At 41.6% G+C, this 26,104-nt stretch carries 28 protein-coding genes; all 28 read right to left on the reverse strand.

The window, feature by feature from the left end:
• Positions 1-94: 94 nt before the first annotated feature.
• The gene (locus RUH74_RS21220; RefSeq protein ID WP_313803835.1) at positions 95-502 is read right to left on the reverse strand and encodes a F0F1 ATP synthase subunit epsilon; all 408 of its coding nucleotides are present in this window, start codon (positions 500-502) and stop codon (positions 95-97) included.
• A gap of 23 nt (positions 503-525) precedes the next feature.
• The gene (gene atpD / locus RUH74_RS21225; RefSeq protein WP_313803838.1) at positions 526-1,947 is read right to left on the reverse strand and encodes a F0F1 ATP synthase subunit beta; all 1,422 of its coding nucleotides are present in this window, start codon (positions 1,945-1,947) and stop codon (positions 526-528) included.
• Positions 1,948-2,032: 85 nt separating this feature from the next.
• On the reverse strand, positions 2,033-2,890 hold the full coding sequence (gene atpG / locus RUH74_RS21230) for an ATP synthase F1 subunit gamma (protein WP_313803841.1): 858 nt from the start codon (positions 2,888-2,890) through the stop codon (positions 2,033-2,035).
• A 40-nt stretch (positions 2,891-2,930) separates the two neighbouring features.
• Positions 2,931-4,439, reverse strand: a complete 1,509-nt coding sequence (atpA, locus tag RUH74_RS21235; RefSeq protein ID WP_313803843.1) for a F0F1 ATP synthase subunit alpha — start codon at positions 4,437-4,439, stop codon at positions 2,931-2,933.
• 24 nt (positions 4,440-4,463) lie between these two features.
• Complete coding sequence (locus RUH74_RS21240; protein WP_313803846.1) at positions 4,464-5,000, reverse strand: F0F1 ATP synthase subunit delta; 537 nt, start codon at positions 4,998-5,000, stop codon at positions 4,464-4,466.
• The gene (locus RUH74_RS21245; protein WP_313803849.1) at positions 4,997-5,515 is read right to left on the reverse strand and encodes a F0F1 ATP synthase subunit B; all 519 of its coding nucleotides are present in this window, start codon (positions 5,513-5,515) and stop codon (positions 4,997-4,999) included. The genes RUH74_RS21240 and RUH74_RS21245 overlap by 4 nt, the downstream gene beginning before the upstream one ends.
• A 150-nt stretch (positions 5,516-5,665) precedes the next feature.
• Complete coding sequence (atpE, locus tag RUH74_RS21250) at positions 5,666-5,878, reverse strand: F0F1 ATP synthase subunit C (RefSeq protein WP_053478547.1); 213 nt, start codon at positions 5,876-5,878, stop codon at positions 5,666-5,668.
• Between the two features lie 74 nt (positions 5,879-5,952).
• The gene (atpB, locus tag RUH74_RS21255) at positions 5,953-6,666 is read right to left on the reverse strand and encodes a F0F1 ATP synthase subunit A (RefSeq protein ID WP_313803852.1); all 714 of its coding nucleotides are present in this window, start codon (positions 6,664-6,666) and stop codon (positions 5,953-5,955) included.
• A gap of 22 nt (positions 6,667-6,688) precedes the next feature.
• Positions 6,689-7,063 carry an ATP synthase subunit I gene (locus tag RUH74_RS21260; RefSeq protein ID WP_313803855.1) on the reverse strand — a complete coding sequence of 125 codons (375 nt, stop codon included), beginning with the start codon at positions 7,061-7,063 and terminating at the stop codon, positions 6,689-6,691.
• A 424-nt stretch (positions 7,064-7,487) separates the two neighbouring features.
• The gene (locus tag RUH74_RS21265; protein ID WP_313803858.1) at positions 7,488-9,734 is read right to left on the reverse strand and encodes a S8 family serine peptidase; all 2,247 of its coding nucleotides are present in this window, start codon (positions 9,732-9,734) and stop codon (positions 7,488-7,490) included.
• Positions 9,735-9,854: 120 nt separating this feature from the next.
• Positions 9,855-10,484 (reverse strand): uracil phosphoribosyltransferase, encoded by a 630-nt coding sequence (gene upp, locus RUH74_RS21270; RefSeq protein ID WP_313803861.1) that lies wholly within the window; start codon positions 10,482-10,484, stop codon positions 9,855-9,857.
• Positions 10,485-10,643: 159 nt separating this feature from the next.
• The gene (locus RUH74_RS21275; RefSeq protein ID WP_313803864.1) at positions 10,644-10,802 is read right to left on the reverse strand and encodes a hypothetical protein; all 159 of its coding nucleotides are present in this window, start codon (positions 10,800-10,802) and stop codon (positions 10,644-10,646) included.
• Positions 10,803-10,843: 41 nt separating this feature from the next.
• Positions 10,844-12,085, reverse strand: coding sequence for a serine hydroxymethyltransferase (locus RUH74_RS21280; protein WP_313803867.1), 1,242 nt, complete (start codon positions 12,083-12,085; stop codon positions 10,844-10,846).
• Between the two features lie 170 nt (positions 12,086-12,255).
• On the reverse strand, positions 12,256-12,831 hold the full coding sequence (locus RUH74_RS21285; protein WP_313803869.1) for a TIGR01440 family protein: 576 nt from the start codon (positions 12,829-12,831) through the stop codon (positions 12,256-12,258).
• Between the two features lie 31 nt (positions 12,832-12,862).
• On the reverse strand, positions 12,863-13,303 hold the full coding sequence (gene rpiB / locus RUH74_RS21290; RefSeq protein WP_313803872.1) for a ribose 5-phosphate isomerase B: 441 nt from the start codon (positions 13,301-13,303) through the stop codon (positions 12,863-12,865).
• A 277-nt stretch (positions 13,304-13,580) separates the two neighbouring features.
• Complete coding sequence (locus tag RUH74_RS21295) at positions 13,581-14,876, reverse strand: methyl-accepting chemotaxis protein (protein WP_313803875.1); 1,296 nt, start codon at positions 14,874-14,876, stop codon at positions 13,581-13,583.
• A 14-nt stretch (positions 14,877-14,890) separates the two neighbouring features.
• Entirely contained in the window at positions 14,891-15,343 is a 453-nt protein-coding gene (locus RUH74_RS21300) for a low molecular weight protein arginine phosphatase (protein WP_313803878.1), read from the reverse strand.
• Positions 15,344-15,584: 241 nt separating this feature from the next.
• Positions 15,585-16,136 (reverse strand): manganese efflux pump MntP, encoded by a 552-nt coding sequence (locus tag RUH74_RS21305; RefSeq protein ID WP_313803881.1) that lies wholly within the window; start codon positions 16,134-16,136, stop codon positions 15,585-15,587.
• 114 nt (positions 16,137-16,250) lie between these two features.
• Positions 16,251-16,442 carry a hypothetical protein gene (locus tag RUH74_RS21310; RefSeq protein WP_313803884.1) on the reverse strand — a complete coding sequence of 64 codons (192 nt, stop codon included), beginning with the start codon at positions 16,440-16,442 and terminating at the stop codon, positions 16,251-16,253.
• 48 nt (positions 16,443-16,490) lie between these two features.
• The gene (locus tag RUH74_RS21315) at positions 16,491-17,534 is read right to left on the reverse strand and encodes an L-threonylcarbamoyladenylate synthase (protein WP_313803887.1); all 1,044 of its coding nucleotides are present in this window, start codon (positions 17,532-17,534) and stop codon (positions 16,491-16,493) included.
• 177 nt (positions 17,535-17,711) lie between these two features.
• On the reverse strand, positions 17,712-18,155 hold the full coding sequence (locus RUH74_RS21320) for a hypothetical protein (protein ID WP_313803890.1): 444 nt from the start codon (positions 18,153-18,155) through the stop codon (positions 17,712-17,714).
• A 236-nt stretch (positions 18,156-18,391) separates the two neighbouring features.
• On the reverse strand, positions 18,392-19,123 hold the full coding sequence (spoIIR, locus tag RUH74_RS21325; protein WP_313803893.1) for a stage II sporulation protein R: 732 nt from the start codon (positions 19,121-19,123) through the stop codon (positions 18,392-18,394).
• A 180-nt stretch (positions 19,124-19,303) separates the two neighbouring features.
• Positions 19,304-20,188: a peptide chain release factor N(5)-glutamine methyltransferase gene (gene prmC, locus RUH74_RS21330; RefSeq protein ID WP_313803896.1), complete on the reverse strand. Its 885-nt coding sequence runs from the start codon at positions 20,186-20,188 to the stop codon at positions 19,304-19,306.
• Between the two features lie 7 nt (positions 20,189-20,195).
• On the reverse strand, positions 20,196-21,269 hold the full coding sequence (gene prfA / locus RUH74_RS21335) for a peptide chain release factor 1 (RefSeq protein ID WP_313803899.1): 1,074 nt from the start codon (positions 21,267-21,269) through the stop codon (positions 20,196-20,198).
• 323 nt (positions 21,270-21,592) lie between these two features.
• Positions 21,593-22,936: a serine hydroxymethyltransferase gene (locus tag RUH74_RS21340; protein WP_313803902.1), complete on the reverse strand. Its 1,344-nt coding sequence runs from the start codon at positions 22,934-22,936 to the stop codon at positions 21,593-21,595.
• 248 nt (positions 22,937-23,184) lie between these two features.
• A complete protein-coding gene (locus RUH74_RS21345; protein ID WP_313803905.1) occupies positions 23,185-23,850 on the reverse strand; it encodes a GntR family transcriptional regulator in 666 nt (221 codons plus the stop codon).
• Positions 23,851-23,891: 41 nt separating this feature from the next.
• Positions 23,892-24,869: a DMT family transporter gene (locus RUH74_RS21350; RefSeq protein ID WP_313803908.1), complete on the reverse strand. Its 978-nt coding sequence runs from the start codon at positions 24,867-24,869 to the stop codon at positions 23,892-23,894.
• Positions 24,870-25,046: 177 nt separating this feature from the next.
• On the reverse strand, positions 25,047-25,667 hold the full coding sequence (locus RUH74_RS21355; protein WP_102273598.1) for a thymidine kinase: 621 nt from the start codon (positions 25,665-25,667) through the stop codon (positions 25,047-25,049).
• Positions 25,668-26,104 lie beyond the last annotated feature (437 nt).

Consider the following 26,104-nt stretch of genomic DNA (forward strand, 5'->3'; position numbering starts at 1 on the left):
GTCAAAATTTCAAAATTCCGGTCATTCTCTCCAATTTGTTATTTTTATCAATAAAAAAACACCCCCCAGTAAAACTGGGAGGTGTCCTATATGATTAAAATTGTCTTTCCGAAACATTAATACGGTTTAAAGCACGCTGTAGAGCAAGTTCAGCACGTTTGTAATCGATGTTTTCACGTTTCTGATCATGCAGACGCTTTTCCGCACGCTCTTTCGCACGTTTCGCACGATCAACATCAATTTCATCACTTTGTTCAGCAGATTGCGCCAAAATAGATACTTTGTCTGGACGAACTTCTACAAATCCGCCGCTTACTGCTACGAGGTCTGTTTTTCCTTGCGTTTTTAAACGGACGGCTCCAATCTGTAACGGTGCAACCATTGGAATGTGACCTGGTAAAATTCCGAGCTCACCGCTCTCGGCTTTTGTGCTTACCATTTCCACATCTGATTCGTACACCGGGCCATCGGGAGTAACAACACTGACTTTAATCGTCTTCATTTTTTACCCTCCTGGTCCCTAGATTAGACTTCTACACCCATACGTTTTGCATTCTCAATCACGTCTTCGATGCGACCAACTAGACGGAATGCATCTTCTGGAAGGTGATCATATTTACCTTCAAGAATTTCTTTAAAGCCTTTAACTGTTTCTTTAACAGGTACGTATGAACCTGGCTGGCCAGTGAACTGCTCAGCCACGTGGAAGTTTTGTGATAAGAATACTTGGATACGACGCGCACGCTGTACAACAAGCTTATCTTCATCAGAAAGCTCGTCCATACCAAGGATTGCGATAATATCTTGTAATTCTTTGTAACGCTGTAATGTTGACTGTACTTCACGAGCAACTGCGTAGTGCTCTTCGCCAACGATTTCTGGTGATAATGCACGAGAAGTTGAAGCAAGTGGATCCACCGCAGGATAGATACCCATCTCAGAAAGCTTACGCTCAAGGTTTGTTGTTGCGTCTAAGTGAGCGAAAGTAGTAGCCGGTGCCGGATCCGTATAGTCATCGGCTGGTACATAAATCGCTTGGATAGAAGTAACAGAACCTACGTTAGTAGATGTGATACGTTCTTGCAGTTTACCCATTTCAGTAGCAAGAGTTGGCTGGTAACCAACGGCAGAAGGCATACGGCCAAGTAGCGCGGATACTTCTGAACCTGCTTGCGTGAAACGGAAAATGTTATCCATGAAGAAAAGAACGTCCTGTCCTTGGTCATCACGGAAATATTCTGCCATTGTCAAACCAGTCAAGGCAACACGCATACGTGCACCTGGCGGCTCGTTCATTTGACCGAATACCATTGCTGTTTTCTTAATAACGCCTGAATCTGTCATTTCATGGTAAAGGTCGTTACCTTCACGCGTACGCTCACCAACACCAGCGAATACAGAGATACCGCCGTGCTCCTGAGCGATGTTATTGATTAATTCCTGGATTAAAACGGTTTTACCTACACCGGCACCACCGAATAGACCGATTTTTCCACCTTTAATATATGGAGCAAGCAAGTCTACTACTTTAATTCCAGTTTCTAGAATTTCTACTTCTGTTGAAAGCTGCTCAAAATTAGGTGCTTCTCTGTGAATAGAGTCACGACGAGCATCAGCAGCTATATCCTGATCTAAGTCGATTGTTTCACCTAATACGTTAAATACACGGCCAAGTGTAACATCACCAACAGGTACAGAAATTGGTGCACCAGTATCAATTACTTCACTACCACGTGTTAAACCGTCAGTAGATGACATTGCAATGGTACGAACTGTATCATCACCTAAATGAAGGGCAACTTCAAGGGTTAAGTTGATGTCAACTTCAGATTCATTACGCGCTTTATTTACGATTGTCAATGCATTATAGATCTCAGGAAGTTGTCCGCTTTCGAACTTTACGTCAACAACTGGACCCATAACTTGAAGAACGCGTCCTTTGTTCATCTTTTTCCCTCCTAACGTTCAATTCAGCATACAAAAGGGCAAGGGACCAGCTTGGCCCGCTTCCCTTGTATTTATTTAATTTTTATTATTCTAACGCGGCTGCTCCGCCGACGATTTCGGTAATTTCTTGTGTAATTGCAGCTTGACGAGCACGGTTGTAGCTTAGGCTGTAAGAGTCAATAAGCTCTTTCGCGTTGTCAGTTGCATTTTTCATGGCGCTCATTCTAGCAGCATGCTCACTAGCTTTACTGTCTAGAAGTGCTCCATAAATTAAACTCTCTGCATATTGAGGCAATAACACGTTTAAAATCTCTTCAGCAGATGGTTCAAATTCATAAGATGTTAGTTTGTTAGATGTCGCAATATCGGTTAGTGGAAGAACTTTCTTCTCTGTAACATCCTGTTGGATTGCACTGACAAAGTGATTGTAGTACATGTATAGCTCATCAAATGCCCCATCTGCAAACATATTCACTGTTTTATTTACAGTATCTTTAATATCAGCAAATGTTGGCTGATCAGCTATTCCAGTAATGTCGAGAATAACGTTCATGTCACGCTTCACAAAGAATTCGCGACCCATCTTCCCTAAAGCGATAATCACATACTCATCTTTTGATTTGTGGCGCTTCTGAATCGATTGGAATGCTAAACGCAAAACGTTACTGTTAAATGCCCCTGCAAGACCGCGCTCAGCTGTAATGACTAAATAAGCTGTCTTTTTGACAGGACGAGAGCTTAACATCGGATGCGTTGCATCTTTACTGCCTAAAGCAATGGAAGCAGTAACCTCTTGGATTTTATCCATATAAGGAACGAACTTTTTCGCATTCGACTCCGCACGGTTAAAGTTTGCCGCAGATACCATTTCCATGGCTTTCGTAATTTGGCTCGTTTTCTTTGTGGAAGTAATCTTATTTTTTATATCTCTTAATGATGCCACAGGTTCTCACCACCTTGTTTCAAAGTTTGTCAGACCCCGATTATTCGGAAACTGCGAAAGATTTTTTGAATTCGTTGATCGCAGCAGCCATATCATCATCAGAAGGAAGCTCCTTCGTTGTAGCGATATGGTCTAACAAATCTTTGCGGTTGTGGTCTAACCAAGAAAGGTATTCTGATTCGAAACGACGAATATCCTGTACAGGAATATCATCAAGGAAGCCACGAGTTAAGGCATAAAGAATCGCAACTTGCTTTTCAACTTTTAATGGTTTATTTAGATCCTGTTTTAATACTTCTACTGTACGAGCACCACGGTTAAGTTTTGCCTGAGTAGCTTTATCAAGATCAGAACCGAATTGAGCAAACGCTTCTAACTCACGGTATGAAGCAAGGTCTAGACGCAATGTACCAGATACCTTTTTCATCGCTTTAATTTGCGCTGAACCTCCTACACGTGAAACAGAAAGACCTGCGTTGATCGCTGGGCGTACGCCAGAGAAGAATAGGTCAGACTGCAAGAAGATCTGTCCATCTGTAATAGAGATAACGTTTGTTGGGATATAAGCTGAAACGTCACCAGCTTGTGTTTCAATAAACGGCAATGCAGTGATTGAACCTGCACCTTTTGCATCGCTTAATTTAGCAGCACGCTCTAGAAGACGGCTGTGTAGGTAGAACACATCCCCTGGATAGGCTTCACGGCCTGGAGGACGGCGTAATAATAAGGAAAGCTCACGGTATGCAGCAGCTTGCTTTGTTAAGTCATCGTATACAACTAATACGTGCTTTCCATCTAACATAAATTCTTCACCCATTGAAACCCCAGCATATGGTGCTAAGTATAGCAATGGAGCAGGTTGTGATGCTGAAGCTGTTACGACAATGGTATAATCCATTGCACCATTTTTACGTAACGTTTCAACAAGTCCACGAACCGTTGATTCCTTTTGTCCGATAGCAACATAGATACAGATCATATCTTGACCCTTTTGGTTCAAGATTGTATCAATTGCAACGGATGTTTTACCAGTTTGACGGTCACCGATGATTAGCTCACGCTGTCCGCGTCCGATTGGCACAAGCGCGTCAATCGCTTTAATTCCCGTTTGAAGCGGCTCGTGTACAGATTTACGATCCATTACACCGAATGCCGGACTTTCAATTGGACGAGTTTTTGTTGTATTGATTGGACCCATGCCATCAACTGGCTGTCCTAGCGGGTTTACAACACGACCGATTAACTCTTCCCCAACAGGAACCTCCATGATGCGTCCTGTACGGCGTACCTCATCCCCTTCACGAATTTCTGTGAAAGGTCCTAAAATGATAATACCGACGTTATTTTCTTCAAGGTTTTGCGCCATACCCATAACGCCGTTTGAAAATTCAAGAAGCTCTCCAGCCATGACATTGTCGAGGCCATGAGCACGAGCGATACCGTCACCAACTTGGATAACTGTACCTACATCACTCACTTGAATTTCCGACTGATAGTTTTCGATTTGCTTTTTTATCAGCGCACTGATTTCTTCAGCTTTGATGCTCATGAGTTTCACCCCTATCTACGAATCTTATCCTAATAATTGACGTTCCAGACGATCTAGCTTACCGCGCAAGCTGCCGTCGAAAATCCGGTTTCCGATTCGAAGCTTGATGCCGCCGAGTAAATTAGTATCTACGATATTGTCAATGCGAAGTGATTTCTTGCCAACCTTTGCTGCAAATGATGCGGACAGCGCTTCACGTTCCGCGTCTGTTAGCGGGCGGATCGAGTAGACCTTCGCCTCTGCAATGCCTCTTGCATCATTTGCCATATTTACAAAATGATCTGCCACATCGGAGATTTGATCTTCGCGATGGCGTTCAATTAAAAGCATTAACATATTTAAAACGAATGTATTGACAGATGCAAATGCACCTTTTAGAATCTCCTTCTTCTTTTCAATTGAAAGCTTAGGAGATTTAAGCACTGCATGTAATTCGGAAGTTTCATTCATTACTTGTTTCACTGCACGAAGCTCTTCTTCCATTTGGTCAAGAAGCTGATGTTCATTTGCAAGCTGGAAAAGAGCTAACGCATAGCGCTTTGCTACCATAGAGCCCGTCATCGCTCTTCTCCTGCCTCTTGAATGTATTCGTTAATAAGCTTCTCTTGATCCTCTGCACTTAATTCCTTCTCAATTACTTTGGAAGCAATTAAAACAGATAGTGAAGCCACTTGTTCGCGAATAGCAGCAACTGCTTGTTCTTTCTGCTGTTCAATCTCAACCTTAGCAGATTGCTTAATGCGCTCAGATTCTGCACGTGCAGCAGCAATGATTTCCTCGCGCTGTACATCGCCTTGTTTCTTCGCGCTTTCAATTAAGCCTTGCGCATCGTTGCGTGCTTCTTTTAGTAGATTTCTTTGCTCTTCTAAAAGCTTTTTCGCTTCTGTACGGCTTTGTTCAGCCGATTCGATTTCATTTGCAATATGTTGTTCACGTTCTTTCATGATGCCCATTAATGGACCCCATGCGAATTTTTTAAGCAAAAGTAATAAAATAATAAACGCAATCAACTGGTAAATCATATCTCCACTGTTAAAACCGGCTGATGCACCTAATACTAAACTGTTTGATAACACCCTCGATTCACTCCCTTCAAGAGCTATAAGAAATGCAATAACGATGTTTCATATATATAAAACTTATATTTTTCATAATTTTAGGCATAAAGGAATGGCGAAGGTCCTCATCGAATGATCTTCGCCATTTTCAAATTGTTTAACTAGGAGTTACTGTCCAACAACCATGAATGCGATAACGACTGCGATGATTGGTAGTACCTCTACTAGACCTACACCGATAAACATTGTTGTTTGTAGCATTCCACGAGCTTCAGGCTGACGAGCCATCCCTTCAACTGTTCTTGAAATGATAAGACCGTTACCAATACCAGCACCTAGTGCTGCTAAACCAACTGCGATTGCTGCTGCTAATAGACCCATTCTAAATTTCCTCCTTGAATTGTATAATTAAATTTTTTTATTTATGTTTTGTTCAAAATTGAACAGGGTATATATTAATGGTCTCGGCTCACTTTGTGTGCCATATAAACCATAGATAACATACAGAAGATAAACGCCTGGATTCCACCGATAAAGATCGAGAATCCTTGCCAAGCTACCGTTGGAATAATTGCGGCAAATTTGCCCATCCAGCTGCCAGCAGCTAGTCCTCCAACTAGTAATGAAAGGAGAATTTCTCCAGCATAAATATTTCCGTAAAGACGCAGACCTAATGTGAGGGCATTGGCAAATTCCTCAACAATCTTAATTGGAGACATGATCCAGAATGGTTTCAGGAATTCACGTCCATAAGCGCCTGCTCCTTTTGCCTTAATCCCAAAGTAATGCGTTAAGGCTAGTACCATTAGAGACAAGGTCAATGTAATTGCGGGATCAGCTGTTGGTGATTTCCACCAGAGTTCCCCATTATAAGTTATTGAAAATGGCAGACCAAGCATATTGGATACAAAAATATACATAATCAATGTTAAAGCAAGCAGATGGAATCTTCCGCCATCCTTCCAATCCATTGAACTGTTAATGATGCCTTTCACAAAATCCATTACCCATTCGAGTATATTTTGCATCCCTGTAGGCTTCATGGCTAATTTCCTAGTGGCGAGAACAGCTATAATAAATACAACCGCACTAGCAATTGTAATCATCATAATATTCCCCAAATTAAAGGTTAAGCCCATAAACTCACGTAAAGGAGCTTCATGATGCATTAATATTCACCTCTCTTCCCCGCTATTTACGTAAATGAAAAGTTTGAAGAAAAAAATCTATCATAATGACAACATATGAAGTCATTAATCCAATTACTACACTGATCAGATGGACTTTCTCGGGATATTTCATTGCGACAAATACAGCAAGCACTGCCATTGCCATTCTGGAAACCATGCCGAGTGAGCGTATCTTCTCACCGTTTGCGACCGCATTGCCAAATTGCTCTGTTTTTCTTGCTAAAAGCCACAAGTTAAACAAACTACAGGAAGTACCCAATACTAATCCAAGAAAGATAGATTGGTAAGAAGTAAATCCCCAGCCGAGAACATAAATTGACAACAATAAAAATATGTATTTTCGTTGTCTCACATAGGTAGCTTTTAATTCTGGCATTATGATTTATTCTCCTGTAAAAAAAAATGATGGACTGCTTTGTTGGGTTGCGGTCTTTTGATGCTCAATAACGCATTCTCCCTCACTTTGAGGTGAATGGTAAGTGGGTTTTGAGGTGTTACTAATTACTATTAGCAACATGCAGACGTGGGAATGATGACTGCACAAATATTATGAAAACCCTATCATTTTATACCCTTTGTAAGCATACAATAGGGACTTGTCAATGTCAATGCATTTGAAATGAAAAAAAGTCATATATATCAAGGGAAGAAAAGATGTTCACATTATTTTCATAATAATTCAAATTTTACCCATTGAAAAAGGGGCGAGGTTCTGCTACACCCCTTTTATCAAGCGTTTCAAGGATTTTTGAACAGCATACAGAACCTTAATTTTAACACATATTTTTCTCTCTGTTCGATTAAAACGGAGCTATAGATGAAGTTTCCATATCGCCATTTGGTAATATATACAAATAGGATTCAAGTGCATCCTCTCTGCCCGCCTTTTTCGCAAATACCTTAATTTTATAAAGACCCGGCTCTGGGAGCTGATCACTTTTTATTTCCTGCAGCAGCTGCCCTTTTCCAACCCCTCTTTTCCAATCAAGAAAGTCAATAAAGCGCAGACTATCCGCATCAAAGATTGCAATGCCGAATTCCTCCGCTCCTCCCGGCAGATACACTTCATATCGGTACGTATCCGGCTTGTCTCCCTTACCAATCCCAAACCCCATGACTCTTGGATAATTCGGTTCCTCTAGCACATAGATATATGGGATATTAATTTCTTGTGATCCCGCTTTTAATCTAATGGTTCCGTCATACACCTTCTTTTTAAATACATTTGGGTCGACAGCCAGCTTTAGTTCCAGCCGTTTTTTTTCTCCTGGCTTTAGATAGAATGAAAAAGGGAGTGTCCAGCTTAGACCATTTTCAGCATGCGGAATGGAAAATGAATATGACTGCGGAAAGTTCCCAACGTTTTCTACCGTTATATAGCCATTATGTTCGTGCATACGATCAGCTAGTTGAAACTTGCCAAACTGTAATGAGGCAGGCATGACAAGCGAATTCGATTTTAATGCCTTTTCTATTTGGATTCTTCCCGCTCCCTGTTCATACGCTCGGTAAGGCGTTCCCTTTTTATTTAGGAGCGGTTTTGCTGTATTCATGAGTGCTGCTTTAATTTTGTCAGGGCCCCAATCAGGATGGGCTTGCTTGATAAGTGCACTTGCTCCTGCTACATGCGGGGCTGCCATGCTCGTTCCTTGCAGAGGTAAATACCCCCCTGGTACTGTACTATTGATAGCCACCCCTGGTGCAACGATGTCTGGTTTGATTTCCCATGTGGAGGTCACTGGACCACGCGAGCTAAAATCGGCAAGAATATCCTTTTCTTCTATTATATAGGTCCTTGCAAATATCTTTTCTTTGGCTAGCTTCTTTTTCAGCTGCTCTCCTTTCGTTTTTGATAAAGCGGTGACCGGGATCGGCAGTTCTCTTTCTAAATTTCCGAAAAAGTTTCCTTTTGTATTATTGTAGATAATGACCGCCTTTGCCCCAGCTTCAAATGCATTTATTCCCTTTTCTGTAAAGGTAAGCTCTCCTCTTTCTAGTAGAACAATCTTTCCTTGAACGTCCTTCAGTTCATTCTTTCTGCCTAATCCGGCAAAAACGATTTCATGCGATTGATTTAATTCCCAATCAACAGATCCTTGGAGAGGCTCTAGCCGCAGCTTCTGGTCCAATACCTCTAAGAAAGGAATCTGCATAGTCGGCGTTGAAGCACCGACAGAAATCGCCTTTGAAGCCGTACCTGGTGAACCGACCGTCCAATGATTCGGCCCGGAATTTCCAGAGGAGGTAACTGCTGTAATTCCTTTCTCTACCGCTTTATTTAGCGCCATGCTTATTGGAAGATCTGGACCATTCACGTTGTTGCCAAGTGATAGGTTTAAAATATCAACTTTATCCTTTATCGCCTGTTCGATGGCAGCAATGACCTGTTCCGTAGTCCCACTGCCTCCAGGACCAAGCGCACGATAAGCGATTATTGTTGCTTCTGGAGCTACCCCTTGAATTTTTCCATTCGCAGCGATAATGCCAGCGACATGAGTCCCGTGAAGTGTTCCTTCTCCATCAGCTGCATTTGTTTCCATCGGATCATCATCCCCATCAACTAAATCACGCCCACCCCCATAGTTAACTCTTAAATCCGGGTGGGTGTAGTCGATTCCGGTATCAATAATTCCAACTTTTACCCCTTTCCCTGTTAATCGCTGATTTTTATGATCAAAAAGTCCGCGAACCTCTTCTCCGCCAATTATTTTTATACTTTCTTCCGCATGAACCTTGTACGTATTAACCGGAGAGATGCTTGACGTATTTACCCTTTTTGAAAGCTGGTCAATTTCCTCCTGCCTTCCCTTTACCGAAAAGCCATTTAAAGCGTATTTATAAATATGCCTTAGCTGTAAATGAGGAATAGAACGAACGAGCTTCTTAATGTCTTTCTCACTTTTTTCTTCGGATAAAACAACAATTGCAACCTTTTCCTTGTCAGGAGATTCTATTGGAAGTTGCGGGTGATTCAGTGTTTGTGCGAATGCGGTTGAATGAACTAGAGATAGGAGGATGACCGTAAAAACTGAGATGAATTTTTTCATGGAAAGCACCCTTTTTTGTAATAGGGTTTTCATTTTAATGAGGGAATATGTGAAAGATGTAAAAATAAGAAAGGCCAACCTTAAATGAGGTCAGCCTTTCTTTGTTAAAGTGATATAAAATTACTTCGTTCCGAATAAACGATCGCCTGCATCTCCAAGTCCTGGAACGATGTAGCCATGGTCATTCAGCTTTTCATCAAGCGCAGCAATGTAAATATCCACATCTGGGTGTGCCTCTTGCAGCACTTTCACTCCTTCTGGAGCAGCAACTAAGCACATAAATTTAATATGCTTGCCTCCTCGCTTTTTCAAAGAGTTAATTGCTTCCACCGCAGATCCTCCTGTGGCAAGCATTGGGTCAACGACAATGAAATCTCTTTCTTCTACATCACTTGGAAGCTTTACATAGTATTCGATGGGCTTCAATGTTTCCGGATCACGATACAGTCCGATATGGCCAACCTTCGCTGCCGGGATAAGCTTTAATATCCCATCAACCATCCCGATTCCTGCACGAAGGATTGGAATAATCCCGATTTTTTTACCAGCTAAAATTTTTGACTTTGTCCGGCTCACGGGAGTTTCAATTTCCGTTTCCTCAAGCGGCATATCTCTTGTAATTTCGAATGCCATTAATGTTGCAACCTCATCAACAAGCTCGCGGAAGTCCTTCGTTCCTGTCGCTTTATCACGAATATATGTAAGTTTATGCTGAATAAGTGGGTGGTCGAATACGTATACCTTTGCCATGAACAATCGCTCCTTTTCAATCTGTAAAATAGGTTCGTTCTAACACTTCGTCTAATTTTACAGAAAAAAAATAATCAGAGCAACTATGAGTGTAAAATGTTTGGAGAATCGTTATATGTTTTTTGCATATTCACTTTTTCGAGCCATTCCATCCGCTTATCATTTTTCATTAAGCAATAAATTTGCTTTATCTAGCAATCTCCGTGATTTATTTAGCAAATTCCATGTTTTATCGAGCATTTCAATCCGTTTATCAAGCAATTTTTTTATTTTATCTCGCATTTGACTGTTGATTTGTTTTACCCGATCAAATTCCACACAAAAAAGCTGCCCTTTGATTTAAAGAGCAGCTTTAATGATTATCTTTCAGGATATAATGTAAAATTGCCTGTTAATGCTTCCACACGTTTGCTCGCTTCTTTAAGCTTGCTCTCATCATCATGATTTTTCAATGTAAAAGCAATAATAGAAGCAATTTCTTCCATTTCGTTTGCACCAAATCCGCGAGAAGTAACCGCAGCTGTCCCGATGCGAATGCCGCTTGTTACAAATGGGCTTTCTGGATCGAATGGAATCGTATTTTTATTGACTGTGATGCCGACTTCATCTAGCACTTTTTCTGCAATTTTACCAGTTAAGCCAAGAGAACGAAGATCAACGAGCAATAGATGATTATCCGTACCGCCCGAAACTAGGTCAAGACCTTCCTTTTGAAGCCCTTCTGCCAGATGCTTCGCGTTGGCAATGACTTCACCTGCATAAACTTTGAAATCTTCCTGAAGTGCTTCACCGAAAGCAACCGCTTTTGCAGCAATGACATGCATTAATGGACCGCCTTGTATCCCAGGGAAAATCGACTTGTCAATTTTCTTCGCGTATTCTTCTTTACAAAGAATCATCCCGCCTCGTGGACCACGAAGTGTTTTATGGGTGGTGGTTGTTACGAAATCTGCGTATGGAACTGGATTTTGATGAAGCCCCGCTGCTACAAGACCTGCAATATGAGCCATATCAACCATTAAATACGCACCGACCTCATCGGCAATTTCTCGGAAACGCTTGAAATCAATTGCACGCGGGTATGCGCTTGCGCCAGCAACAATCAATTTCGGCTTATGCTCACGGGCCTTTTCAAGCACCACATCATAATCAATCATATGTGTCTTTTCATCGACACCATATTCAACAAAGTTATATTGAATGCCACTAAAGTTAACAGGGCTTCCATGTGTTAAATGTCCGCCATGGGAAAGATTCATACCAAGAACAGTATCGCCTTGCTCTAAAATTGTGAAGTAAACAGCCATATTCGCTTGTGCACCTGAATGCGGCTGTACATTAACATGTTCAGCACCAAAAATTTCCTTCGCACGATCACGAGCCAGGTTCTCAACGACATCCACGTGTTCACATCCGCCGTAATAGCGTCTGCCCGGATAGCCTTCAGCATATTTATTCGTCAACACAGAACCTTGTGCTTCCATTACTGCTTCACTGACAAAGTTTTCCGAAGCAATTAATTCAATTTTTGTTCTTTGACGGCCTAACTCATCTTGAATCGATTGAAATACTTGTTCATCCTGTTGTGCTAAATACTTCATTATAGAATCCTCCCTTTTCAACTGAACTCTTTTCAATAGTTATGTAACGTCCTATATTGAAAATTCTATTATATCTTATCATGTTTTTGTTATGAAAAGAAGATTAGAAACATCGTAAGCGGATTTCTCATCTAAAAGGAAAAGCCCGTTGCGTTATGCAAAGGCTTCTACTATCTGCATGATTCATTTGCTTCGCTTCGTTCATACACAGCTCGGGCACCGCCTATTAGCTTTGGTCTTGTTTTGGCCAATGTTACATGAGCTTCCCCTATAGATTTCTGTGTGGTTCTAATCGGAACAGCGACATGCTTTAAGTGCATGCCAATGAATGTATCCCCGATATCCATGCCTGCATCAGCAGCAATATGTTCCACCATAACAGGATCCTGAAAATGTTCAAAAGCGTAAGTAGCCATTGCACCGCCTGCTTTACGGACAGGGATCACACTTACTTCAGAAAGCTGTCTTTCCTCTGCCGTTTTTCGTTCAACAACTAACGCCCTATTAAGGTGTTCACAGCATTGGAAAGCAAGAGCAACACCTGTTTGCTCCTGGAGTTTTTTCAGCTGGGTAAAAATCATTTCCGCCACTTGCTCCGTACCTGCTGTGCCTATTTTCTTTCCAGCCACTTCACTTGTACTGCAGCCGACAACAAAAAGATGCTTGTCTGTTAGCTGTACTTGTTCAGCAAATTCGTCAATAATCGTATGCAGCTGTTCTTCCCATAATTGAATGGATTCCGTCATAAAGGCTCACCCTTCCTCGGAAGCTTTATATCTATTTGTTTTCGTAATTTTTTATTTTTCCAACACGATTTTCATGGCGTCCGCCTTCATAATCTGTTGTTAACCAAACCTTCGCGATTTCACGAGCCAGTCCTGGACCAATGACACGTTCCCCCATAGCAAGCATGTTGCTGTCATTATGCTCCCGCGTTGCCTTTGCACTGAAAAGATCATGAACGAGTGCACAGCGAATGCCCTTCACCTTGTTCGCCGCAATGCTCATGCCAATACCTGTTCCGCAAATTAAAATACCTTTATCAAATTCCCCATTTGCAACCTTTTCCGCAACAGGAAGTGCGTAATCAGGATAATCAACCGACGTTCCGCATTCACACCCAAAGTCTTCAAATTCAATGCCCATTTCTTTCATTAAATCTTTTATTTCCTCGCGAATATTTACTCCGCCATGATCTGATGCAATCGCTACTTTCATCTTTAATCCTCCTAAAAAAGTCCTACTAATTAGCTGTTTTCGCAGACAATGTTGCTGATGTGAAGAGGTTGACTTCCGCTCCAGTCAACCGCTTTTTTCTAGTCTGTTCATCACACAACTTAGTCAAAACAATCATTTTTAGAAAAGAGCCAACTTTTTAATCTGCCCTTATTTTGGCACAAAAAGAAAATATTATAAAGAGGGATTGTCTAGTAAAAGCTGAATCACATGTTAGTTTCAAACAGAAAAAGCCTTCATGAGCGAAGGCTTCTTACAACTAAATCTGAAATCTCGTAATAGTGTTTTTCAATTTTTCCGCTTGGCCTTTCAGTTCATTCGCCAAGTTCTCTACATTGGCCATTACTTTTGTTTGCTGTTCTGTTGCTGTTGCAACCTCTTGAGCGCCTGCAGATGTTTCTTCTGCAATGGCTGCTACTTCTTGTGATTGCGTAGAAGTATGCTGAATGCTTTCCATTTGTCGGTCTACTAATATCGTTATCATTGAAACCGACTCTGCCATTTCATTCACAGTTTTTGCCATCTCTTCAATGACTTCATTTGTTTCCGTTCCTTTTTTCGCTTCATTGTTTGCGGTGTCCACCTGCTCTGAAATTTGCTGCACAACATTCTGGACTTCAGCTTGAATGTTTTTAATTAATTCTGAGATGCCTTGTACAGCTGTAGCACTCTCATCCGCAAGCTTGCGAACTTCCTCAGCAACGACCGCAAAGCCCTTTCCATGCTCACCTGCACGCGCTGCTTCAATTGAAGCATTTAAAGCGAGCAAGTTCGTTTGCGCTGCGATGTCACCAACAAGCTGGATAATTTGTTCAACCTTTGCAGCATTTTCTTCTAAACGCTTAACTGTTTGCAGTGATTGCTGGTTTTCCTCGGCAAGCTTTTCTATCCCTGAAATGAGGTCATGAATCACCTTCTTAGAATTATAAAGATCCTGAACCATTTCTGTCGAAACGACTTCGGAAGCCTTTGCCTTTTCTTGAACCTCTTCGGCAATTCGAATCACATCTTCAACCGACTCAGCTGTTGATTGAATGGAAATAGCTGAATTGTCTGCGCCAATAGATATTTCGTTGATTGTTCGCGAAATCGAATCCACTTGTTCTGCTGCAAAGGAAGATTCCTTTGAAATAGCAATCACTTTGTCATTTGTTTCACGGAAGTTTTCATCGATTTGATGAACCATTTCCCTTAGGTTTGAAAGCATATCATTGAACGCGATTCCGAGTGAGCGAATTTCATCATCCGTTTTTGATAGTTCTACATCCTCTTGAATATTTCCTTGTGCTGCTTTTAAAGCCATTTTTTCAAGCTTTTGTAACGGCTTTATAATAAATCCCGCGGCAAAGAAAGCTAATATTCCTGACCAAATAATCCCCAGGCTAAGTGTAATAATTGTGAACCATACTTCCCCAAAAGGAAGGGAATCCTTGATTATCGGGTATAAAAAGTAAATAAAGAAAGCACTTGTTGTATAAGTAATAACTGCTAAGATCGTAATAAACAATACCAGTTTCTTTCTTAGACCAAATTTGTACTTAAGTTTCTCCCCCATTATTGTCCCCCTAATTACCTATTTTCATTTTGTAGCCGATGAATCATTTTTATCAACATATCATTCAATTCATTATAAGTTTGTCTGTATTGTTCAATTGGACCGCCAAAAGGATCAACAATATCACTATTGCTATTTCCAGTTGCAAATTCCTTTAAGGTAAAGGTTTTTCCTGCAGCATCTGGAAACATGCTGATCACTGATGCTTTATGGCTCGCTGTCATCGTGATAATATAGCTCGTCCAATTCACAAGAGCATCATTTAATATCGATGCCTGATGGGAATCAAATACAATCCCATTCTCCGCTAAGACCTTTCTTGTATTTTCGGATGCTGGACTCCCATCCATTGCATACACACCAGCAGATTTCACTTCAATCCCAGGGAGATTCCTGCTTTTCAAAATGGCTTCAGCCATTGGGCTCCGACACGTATTCCCTGTACAAACAAATAAAATGCGAGTCATAGCTGTGCCTCCTTTCCACCATTATAAGTCAAAACTCCCAGATTCAATAGTATTTCTTCGACAAAAAATATTAAACTTTGCCAAAAAAAAGAAAGAGAGCGATCTTCTCTTTCTAAACAAAGATTATTCGACAAACCCAGGCCGATCATGTATGCAAAGCAGCTCATAACTGTCCACCCCGCACACACAAACACACGCCATTTGTCCACGAGCGGTGCCAGGCACCGCTCGTGGACATTTGTTAGCCTAAAAGCAGTTTGATGCCGAATGCAAGGAGGATACTGCCTCCGAGGGCTTCACTATATGAGCCGAGCCACCCTTGGACCTTTCTGCCTATGAGTAAGCCAAGCCATGTAAGGAGTGTTGCCATTATGCCAAAGCATGCGAGTACAATAACGATTTGAGCCCCATATATGCCGAGAGTTAAACCAACTGAAAAACTGTCTAAGCTTACAGTAAAGCCAAATAGGATTAAACCCCATCCAACTGGAGTGATCAAACTATTGTCTTCTTTTTTAAATCCTGACCAAATCATTTGAACACCTAATAGAAGAAGCAATCCCCCTCCTACATAGGAAGCAAACTCTCCAAACTTTTCGGATAAAACCTTGCCGGCAATCATCCCTAAGAGAGGCATCCAAATATGGAAAAAACCTATGATCATACCGATTTTGAATATTTGTCTAAGTCGAAGCTTAAACATCCCCATCCCCAGACCGACTGAGAAGGCATCCATTGCTAAGGCAAAGGCCATTAAGCTCAGTGTGAATATGACACCAAACATTTCTCCCATTCTTCCTCCCCCTTGGACTTGCTAATTCAGCATATGCACGTCCAAAGGAATTTAGAAGAATAAACACCGTCAACAAGAGGACAATCTAAGCAGCCACCAACAAAGAAATTAATCTTATCCGATTAGGATAATTCCGTGATATAGAACAACTGCGCAAGCACCTTGGTCATCGCCTGACAAAATAGACAGACCTCTTTTTTCGATAAAGGAAACACGACTGAGCGGGAGCCAACCAATGTTGACGCAATCGTTGCGGAGGGGATCTGGATACAGACCGCCTGACAAAAAGTTACCCACAACATTCAATTTTTTTATTTCCTCGACTATAAAAAACCGCTCCTTCAATAGGAACGGCTAGCTGTTTATTACTCGATGGCCTGCCGCTTTCATTAAGCGGTTCATAATCGCATGTCCCACACCTTCCTGTGGAAACATTTCACTAAAGAGCACATCTGCATTTGTATTATTAAATTTTCTTAGAGCATCATACAGTGAACTTGCTACCGATTCTAAGTTTTCCCGTTTTCCACAGGCAATCACATAATCGGCCCTGTAAAAATCCACATTCTCTTCTGTCGTCAAAATCCCCACAGTTAACCCTTCTGCTTTCTTTTTATCCACAAGTTCTTGAATAAACTCCTTTGTCCCATTCACAAGTGTAAGTGGGGCATCTGGGGCATAGTGGCGGTATTTCATACCTGGAGATTTCGGAGCCTCGCTCTTATCCACAAGTGCTGGATCAACGCTGACCTCCCCAATTACCGCTTCAAGCTGCTCCTTCGTTACTCCACCAGGTCTTAATACAACTGGAGTCGGCGCTGTGCAATCGACTACAGTCGATTCAACCCCAACACCGGTTGGTCCACCGTCGACTACCCCAGCGATCTTTCCATTTAAATCCTCCCATACATGCTCAGCTGTTGTCGGACTTGGTCTTCCGGATCGATTGGCGCTAGGTGCAGCAATGGGAAGTCCCGATGCTTTTATAATCGCTAATGCCACTGGATGATTGGGCATGCGGACCGCGACTGTGGATAACCCCGGAGTGGCTAGATTAGAAAGAGATCCCTCTCTCTTTTTTAAAATAAGAGTTAACGGACCTGGCCAAAAATTCTTCATTAATTGTGCGGCCTTCTCAGGTATTTCCTCAACAAACGCATTCAGCTGCTCTTCTTCGGCAATGTGGATAATTAGTGGATTATCGCTCGGCCTCCCCTTTGCCTTGAAAATTTTCATGACTGCCTCATCATTTTCCGCATTTCCGCCTAATCCGTATACGGTCTCAGTTGGGAAAGCGACCACTTCATTTCTTTTTAAAAAATCGGCAGCCTGTGAGATTTGTGGATAACTACTTTGATCATCCACATATTTATCCACCGACCATCTTTTTGTATTCATTCCGTTCCACCTTCATTACTCACGAAAATTAGAATGAGTTAACCCTTTATTTCCCGTGATTTTTCTGTTATTTACTTTTGAAAGTATAAAAGAAGATGGAGGATAACTCAAGTATTATCCACAAATTGTGGATAGAATGCGCATTTTTGTGAATAACTTTGGCAAGATACCCACAATTTAGATGGATAATTTCAAAAAGAAGGAGTTGTCCACAGTTAAAATGTGTTTTACATGCTCAGACTGAAAAAGCTCCACAGGTAAGTTTTCTATTATTTCCTCAGTAAATCCTATGATACGGAAAATTTCGAGTGAGCTCTTTTTATTGGAAGCTAAGTACAGTGTATTTAACTGTCTGTCCCTTGCTAAAATGAATATTTGCTCAAAAAGAAGAAATAAATCTTTTTCCGTTCGATCCGGCCGCATCGCAAGTGAACGCAGCAAACCCACTTTTCCAAGCGGCTCAATTCCAAGTGTTGCTTTAATATCCCCTAAATGACTCTCCATTAATATAAAATATTCAATGGATGCTTGAACACCCTCCTTGCTTAATCCTGCCTCTTCTAAAAATAATTCTAATCTCGTAATATCCTCTGTTTCTGCGCAACGAATGATAGTCTCCACTTCGCCCCACCCCATTTTTTCATATTCTATTTCTATGAATATGAAAAAATAGAGAGAGTAGAACTATCTTTTTACCCGAAAGATAAATTTAAGAATGTCTGCTCATAATTATGTATGTTACTATTGCTCTGCTTCATATCACTGCGCTGGTTATTACTTCGTACATAAAGGCATATTCAATTAATCTGACCGACTATTTTTTCAAAGAAAAAAAGCCTTGCACATACCCAAGGCTTTCAGCTAAAAAGGTTGTCCCAAAGCTCTTTTATAAAAAATTTCACTTCTACTGGCTGCTCATCTTCTTCTATATATACTGGAGGATCCTGTTCTTCCTTTACCGGCCCTGACTCTTCATTTTCCTCTTCTGCTAATTCTTGTTTTTCTGTTTCTATTTTATTAGCTGCCTTCCCCTCTGTTTCAGCATGGATATTTTCTGCTTCTTTTCCTTCAAATCCATCACTTACTGCTACACCGTTTGAAAAGTCCAGAAAGCAAAGCGGCGGGAATAACACACACCACCAATTGGCTCCATTGCCTTCCCCAAGCGTGATTAAAATCGCTTCATATTCGCCAGCTGGATAAAGGAATTGTCCATATAATTTTGTAGGGAAGTCCACCTTTCCAAAATCAGCTTTTACAGACTGAGAGAATTGCTGCTTTTCTACAACACTTTCTGCTATTTTCTGAATCTCCGGCAAACGTGAACGTATTAAATGACGCGCCTCTTCAATTGACGTTAAGTCTGCTACCCACTTTGTAATTTCTGCATTCACAGCGTCCCTGACAAGTCTCTTAATTGCCTGATCGGTTTCACTATCACTATTTGCTAGAATCCGCAGCCTGATTGCCTCATTCGGTATGACAAGCGGCTCATCCGCCATTACCTCATTTTTCGGCATATATAAACTTATTATTGTTCCTACACATAAAATAATTATATATACATTCACTATCATTTTTGTTTTCAATTCTGCCACCGCCCCTTCACTAACCCAGTGTGGGCAAAATGACAGAATCTTAAACTACTAAAATTAAAAAAGAGTGCCTGGCACCAAAGATGGACAAATGAGCTATATTTGTTCTTCTTCAGTGGACACTCTCCTTTATATATTATTTTTAGGGGGAACTGTCCTTATCAGAAAGACAAATTAGCTGTTTTTGTCCACAAGCGGTGCCTGGCACCGAATGGTGGCGAAGACGATACGGTCTTTGCCGTTTATGTCATGAACAATTTCTATATCTGCCTGCGGAAAAGTCTGCTTGAGTAATGCAGCGACTGCCTTGCTTTGCCCGGACCCGACCTCAAAGCCGACTAGCGCCTCCTCCTTTAAAACAACAGGCAGTTCTTCGATTAACCTTTTGTAGATATCAAGGCCATCCGGACCGGCAAACAATGCGCGATGGGGCTCATGCGCCAAGACGACCTCAGACATCCACTCCATATCCCCAACTGGAATGTATGGGGGATTGGAAATAACAGCATCGAATTTTTCTCCCGTGGCCATTAACGGCTTCAGCAGATCCCCTTGGACAAACTGGATGTCCGCTCCAAGCGATTTTGCATTTTCTGCTGCTAAATCTAATGTCGGTCCATAAATATCTGTTGCCGTCACGCTCAAATTCGCATGTTCAAGCTTCATTGTAATCGCAATTGCACCGCTGCCTGTCCCAATATCGGCAACTTTAAGCGGCTTTCGCTCACCAAATAGTCCATCCAACCGCTTTAATGCACCATGTACCAATTCTTCTGTTTCCGGTCTTGGAATAAGAACATCCTCATTCACGCGAAAGCTGCGTCCATAAAATTCTTCATAGCCAATAATATATTGAATGGGCTTTCCTTCAGCATGGAGAAGAACAGCTTTCTTAAAATTCTCAAAAACATTTGCATCCAACTCATCGCGAAGGCTCGCCAGAAAACTTGCACGGCTCATACGCAGATAATGCTGCAATAATAATTCACTCGCATTTTCGTCCCGATTTCTTTCTTTTAAAAAAGAAGAAGCCCAGTGGAGGGCTTCATATACTTTCATTGCTGCATTACTCATTAGAAGCACTTTCAAGCTTCGCAGATTGTTCTTCAAGAATTAATGCATCGATGACTTCATCTAGCTTTCCTGAAAGAATTTGGTCTAGCTTTTGAATCGTTAGGCCAATGCGGTGATCGGTCACGCGGTTTTGCGGGAAGTTATACGTACGGATTCGTTCAGAACGGTCCCCTGTACCAACAGCAGATTTACGCACTTGGTCATACTCCGCCTGTGCTTCCTGCTGGAATTTATCATAGACACGGGCACGCAATACTTTCATTGCCTTTTCTTTATTTTTAATTTGCGATTTTTCATCCTGACAAGAAACAACTGTTCCAGTTGGCAAGTGAGTGAGACGGACAGCTGACATCGTTGTATTTACACTTTGTCCGCCCGGTCCGCTAGAAGCAAATGTATCCACACGAATGTCCTTTTCATGAATCTCAATTTCCACTTCTTCCGCTTCAGGAAGAACAGCGACAGTCGCCGTTGACGTATGAATACGGCCGCCAGACTCTGTTTCAGGAACACGCTGTACTCGGTGCGCACCATTTTCAAACTTCAATTTCGAATATGCGCCATTTCCGTTAATCATGAAGATGATCTCTTTATAACCGCCAACACCAGTCGTGTTCGCATCAATTACTTCTGTTTTCCAGCCTTGCATCTCTGCAAAACGGCTGTACATACGGTATAAATCGCCTGCGAATAGAGCAGCTTCATCTCCGCCCGCAGCACCGCGGATTTCCATAATAACGTTTTTATCATCATTCGGGTCTTTCGGAATGAGAAGAATCTTTAAACGAGCTTCAAGATCTTCTACCTTCTCTTCAAGCTCACCTAACTCTTCCTTCACCATTTCACGCATATCTGCATCTAATTTTTCCTCAAGCATGGCTTTCGCATCTTGCAGCTGTTCGCGTACCTCTTTATATTCTCGATACACCTCAACAGTCTCTTGTATATCTGATTGCTCTTTCGAATACTCACGTAATTTTTTTGGATCATTTACAATATCCGGATCACTCAAAAGCTCATTTAATCTTTCATAGCGGTCCTCCACTGACTGAAGACGATCAAACACAGCATTTCACCTCAATTTTTCCATTCATCCTCGGATGTTATTTCCGGGCAGTTTATATAAAGTAGTTTGTTTTTGCTCATTTATACACATATCCATAACATTCTAATTATAGTATAGGTAAAAGTTGCAGTCAAAAACAAATTAAGAAAGGTTTGACCACTTTTAAAAAAGTTAACAAGCAACTTTTTCAATTTATCGAGTGCCTTTTCTGGTTTATCGAGCATTTTTCCAAGTTTATCTAGCAATTACATTCATTTATCGAGCATTTCACCTTCTAAGAACAGAAAAAACCTTCCGATTACTCAGAAGGTCCCACAAAAAATTTAATCAAAGCAGTAATGAATCTTTTGAAATCCAGTCCGCATTTCAATGACGCGCTTACGAATATCTTCTACTGTGTCTCTGCCTTCGAGAACACGAACGATGTAGTCTGCAATGATGTCCATTTCAGCTTCCTTCATCCCTAAGCGAGTAATTTCAATTGTCCCGATTCGCAAACCGCTTGGATAATCCCAATCCTCTGGCTTGTCGCTAGGGATCAAATTTTTATTCGTAATAATATTCGCTTCAGCGAGCTTATATGCCACATTCAAACCGCCGCCAAAACGTTTCACATCTAGAATCACTTGATGTGTTTCTGTAAAACCTTTATGAGAACCAAGTACAGGAATACCCCGATCGTATAGTGCTTTTGCTAACGCTTTTGCGTTTGCAACTATTTGGGCCATATACTCGTTGCCAAAAGCTAAAAATTCTGCAGCAGATGCTGCTAAAGCAGCTACACGGTTTACTTGATGTGTCGCAGCTAGCGCGGGGAAAATTGTATCACAAATAGGCTGTGTTAATTCAGGATCATTCCAGACAATGATCCCGCTTTGCGGACCGCTAAATGTTTTCCCGGCCGAACCGGTCATGATGCAAGCTCCCTCATTCAGTGGATCCTGGAACTGTCCCCCGCCAATGAGTCCAAGCTGATGAGCGCCATCAAAGAATATTTTTCCGCCCCATTCACTCACAATCTCGGACATTTCCTTTAGCGGAAACGGAAACAATGTCATCGATGCGCCGAGAGTTACGAGGGTAGGCTTTACTTCCCGAGCAACCTTTGCAAATTCATCTATATTCACGACTAAGTCAACAGGGTCCATTGGAACGTCATAGATGTTTAAACCGCGAATCCCTGCTGGTCCATCATACCGATTGCTTGAGTGGCCGCCAAACGGCTGTGCAATCGTTAAAATATTATCTCCTGGCTTTGTTAAGGCAGCATACACAGTCATATTTCCAATCATGCTTGCAACTAAACGATGATCCGCGTATTTGCTTTTAAATACTTTTTTAAGCAGCTCCACACAAAGAGACTCAATTTCATCAATATACTTTGTACCAGAAAACCATCTTTGAGTTGGGCCGATATGTCCCTCCGCAGCCCGTGTACCTACCTCAGATGCAAGCAATTGCCGAACAGTCGGGCTCGTTGGTGCTTCTGGAGCTAGTAAATTGAGACATTCCTCCCCTCGCCAAATCGCATTTCGATCGACAGCATTGATAATTTCCTTCTGGATTAAGCGAGGAGAAGAGCTTTTATCAATTATATCCCTCGCCCAATCCAACACCCTTGAATCGTGAATTTCATAGTTTTCAGCCGTTTTTGCCACAGAACTCATTCTACATTCCTCCACATTCGTTTACTTTAACCGGGAATAGCCAATTCTTACTGAACCTGTAAAGAACCTATGATTCTATCAAGGTGGGAGGATTATCTATGAATGAAAAGATCTAGAATAGGCTCTTTATTTAAAACCAATATATCGCATTTCGGATTAACAGTCAACATATTAATCAGACTATTCTGTTATTTATTTACTCACCCAAATAAAAAGAGCATAACCTTCGTTATACTCTCCACTACTCATCATTCTTTTTTACTACCTGCATCACCAACAAGAATTCTTCCTAAACTTAGCCAATTTTCCTCTGCTAAAGAACTAGCCAGGGGAGCATCCTTTTTTTTACATGCTTGGATAATGGCATGATGCTCTTCAAGTGATTGCTCAGCATTAATCGAGCTGAATTTTGAAAACTCCAGTCTTCTGACCTTCGACATAATCCGGTCTAATGCCCGTTCAATTTCATCATTTCTTGAAGCCTTCAGCAAAACAGCATGAAACTGATCATCTGCTTCAACTGCACGGATGACATCTTTTTTTTCTAAAGCTTTACGCAATTCGGTATTGCTTCCTTCCATTAATTGAATGTCTTCATCAGAAATGATTGGAACTGCAAGCCGGGCAGCTAGACTATGCAATGCGGCTACGACGGTAAATGCGTTTTTCGCCTCCTCTAAATGTATTTCTGTAATCCGTGTTTGAGAGCCTGGCAGCGACTCAACGAGCCCTTCATCTTCAAGCTTTTTAAGCGCCTCTCTAACAGGCGTTCGGCTAACGCCAAATTCAGCTGCCAAATCCTTATCCTTAATACGCTGACCAGGTTCCAATTCCAATGTAATAATCGCTTCTTTTAATGAATCATACACTTGATCTCTTAATGCCGGCCGTTCAATCGTTTTTATTATTTTCATAAAACCAATATATCAATCAGGTCTGCATAAAGTCAATGAAATTAAGCCGACTTATATTTTATTAATGGAAGCTTAATCGGGACCTCTCTTTGTGAAACATAACTATGTGCAATCATCCCAATAATGACAAGAAGCATGCCAAGCCATGATAGATAGGAAGGCAGCGGTGCTGATAAGATGAAACACTCACCAGATACAGCGAACAATACTTCAAATGACTGTGTCGCTTCAACTGCAGCCAATTTTGGCATATTCCCTTTCACTAAGTCAGTCGCTTTGAAAAAGAGGACCGTTGCAAACACGCCCGAACAAACTGCGACTAGAAGTGATTGAACGGTTTGTCCCATACTTGGAAGACCGACCGTTGCGACACCATAGGCAGATAGAAGAAGCCAGAAGGGCAAGCTTGCTAACGTCATCCCCAAAACACGCTGATAAGCATCTAATCGATTTTCACAAGCCTCCATCATTTTTCTGTTTCCTAGCGGATAGGCGAAGGAAGCGATAATAACTGGCAAAACACCCCACATAACCGCTCTTGCAGATAAATTACTTGCATGCTCTATTTGCATGACCCCTACACCTATTAAAATGAGGATAGACATCATTAAGCCAACAATAGGTATTTTGCTTCGGACCTTTATTGGACCACTTTTCGTTTGCCTTGTTTCAAAAAATAAAGGGGCAAGCAATGACCCTGAAATGATCGTTATTTGCCATGTCCCTGCAACAAGCCAGCCAGGTCCATATGCCGCAGCAAAGCTTAATGGAGCATAGAATAAGCCAAAGCCAACAAAGCTCCATAATAGCCAAGTGCCCGGCTTTCTCTTCATTTCCAGAAAAAGAGGTTTTACATTTCTCCTGCACATGACAAGAATAAAAAGAAATGGAACCATAAATAAATAGCGAAGAGAAGCGCTCCAAATCCAGCTTCCTCCTGAAAGCTCCATTGACCGATTTAAAATAAAAGTAAATGCAAAAAAGAAAGCAGCAAATATGCCTAAAATAATTGGTCGCAATTCATTTCACCTCTAATGTTATAAAATTATGTCAATTTTGCATATAACTAATATATCGCATTTTGGTTTTTTATCAATCTTTTATTTGAAGCTTCCCGAACTAGTATATATTTTTTTAATTTTATTCCATAAAAAAACTGCCTGAACTCATTCAGACAGTACAAAAATGTATACGTATTATGAAATTGAATTGGTCGTTTCCTTCCCGTAGCTTATACTGGGGGATTTCGGTACTTCATGATGATGGCGGCAGCGAGGCTCGTACGCTTCAGAGGCACCAACTAAAATAACCGGATCATCATAGGAAGCTGGTTTGCCATTAATCAATCGTTGGGTACGGCTTGCTGGTGATCCGCACACTGCACAAACAGCCTGCAGCTTTGTAACCAATTCAGCAATAGCCATCAATGCTGGCATTTGGCCGAATGGCTCCCCGCGGAAATCTTGATCAAGGCCAGCTGCAATGACTCGGTGGCCGCTATTCGCTAGGTGCTGAATCACCTTCACAACCTCTGAATCAAAAAACTGAACCTCATCAATGGCAATGACATCAATTTCGGAGTTTATATGTTGAAAAATATCAGTTGAATGGGAAATAGGAATAGCTGTAAAAGCAGTTCCATTATGGGAAACGACTTCCTCGTCACTGTAGCGATTATCGATTTGCGGTTTAAATACGACAATTTTTTGTTTAGCAAATTGGGCTCTACGCACACGGCGGATTAGTTCTTCTGATTTGCCAGAAAACATACTGCCACAAATGACTTCTACCCATCCATGATGCTTCATCACATACATGAACTCACCTCTCCTCCTTACAATGCTGCTCTATATATTATCTCTAAGTATCCTGAAATGACACTATCAAAAGGTTTATTTATGAGATAGGAAAGTATAATTTTGGAGTTAGAGAATTGTCTAGCTCCTGCGGCTAGGGGCTCGAGGTCATAAGCCAATTCGTCAAGAAGGCTAAAGAGCAGCCTTCCTGCCGATTCGTCTTATGCTTGTCGCCCCTGGGCAAGCCGCCTCCGCATTTCGGATTGTCTAGCTCCGGCGCCTAGGGGCTCGAGGTCATAAGCCAATTCGTCAAGAAGGCTAAAGAGCAGCCTTCCTGCCGATTCGTCTTATGCTTGTCGCCCCTGGGCAAGCCGCCTCCGCATTTCGGATTGTCTAGCTCCGGCGCCTATCGCCTATCAAACTTCAGGCCCCCTCCGCAACGATTGCGTCAACATCGA

Origin of the sequence: Cytobacillus sp., assembly GCF_032154635.1 — a bacterium.
Lineage (GTDB): Bacteria > Bacillota > Bacilli > Bacillales > Cytobacillaceae > Cytobacillus.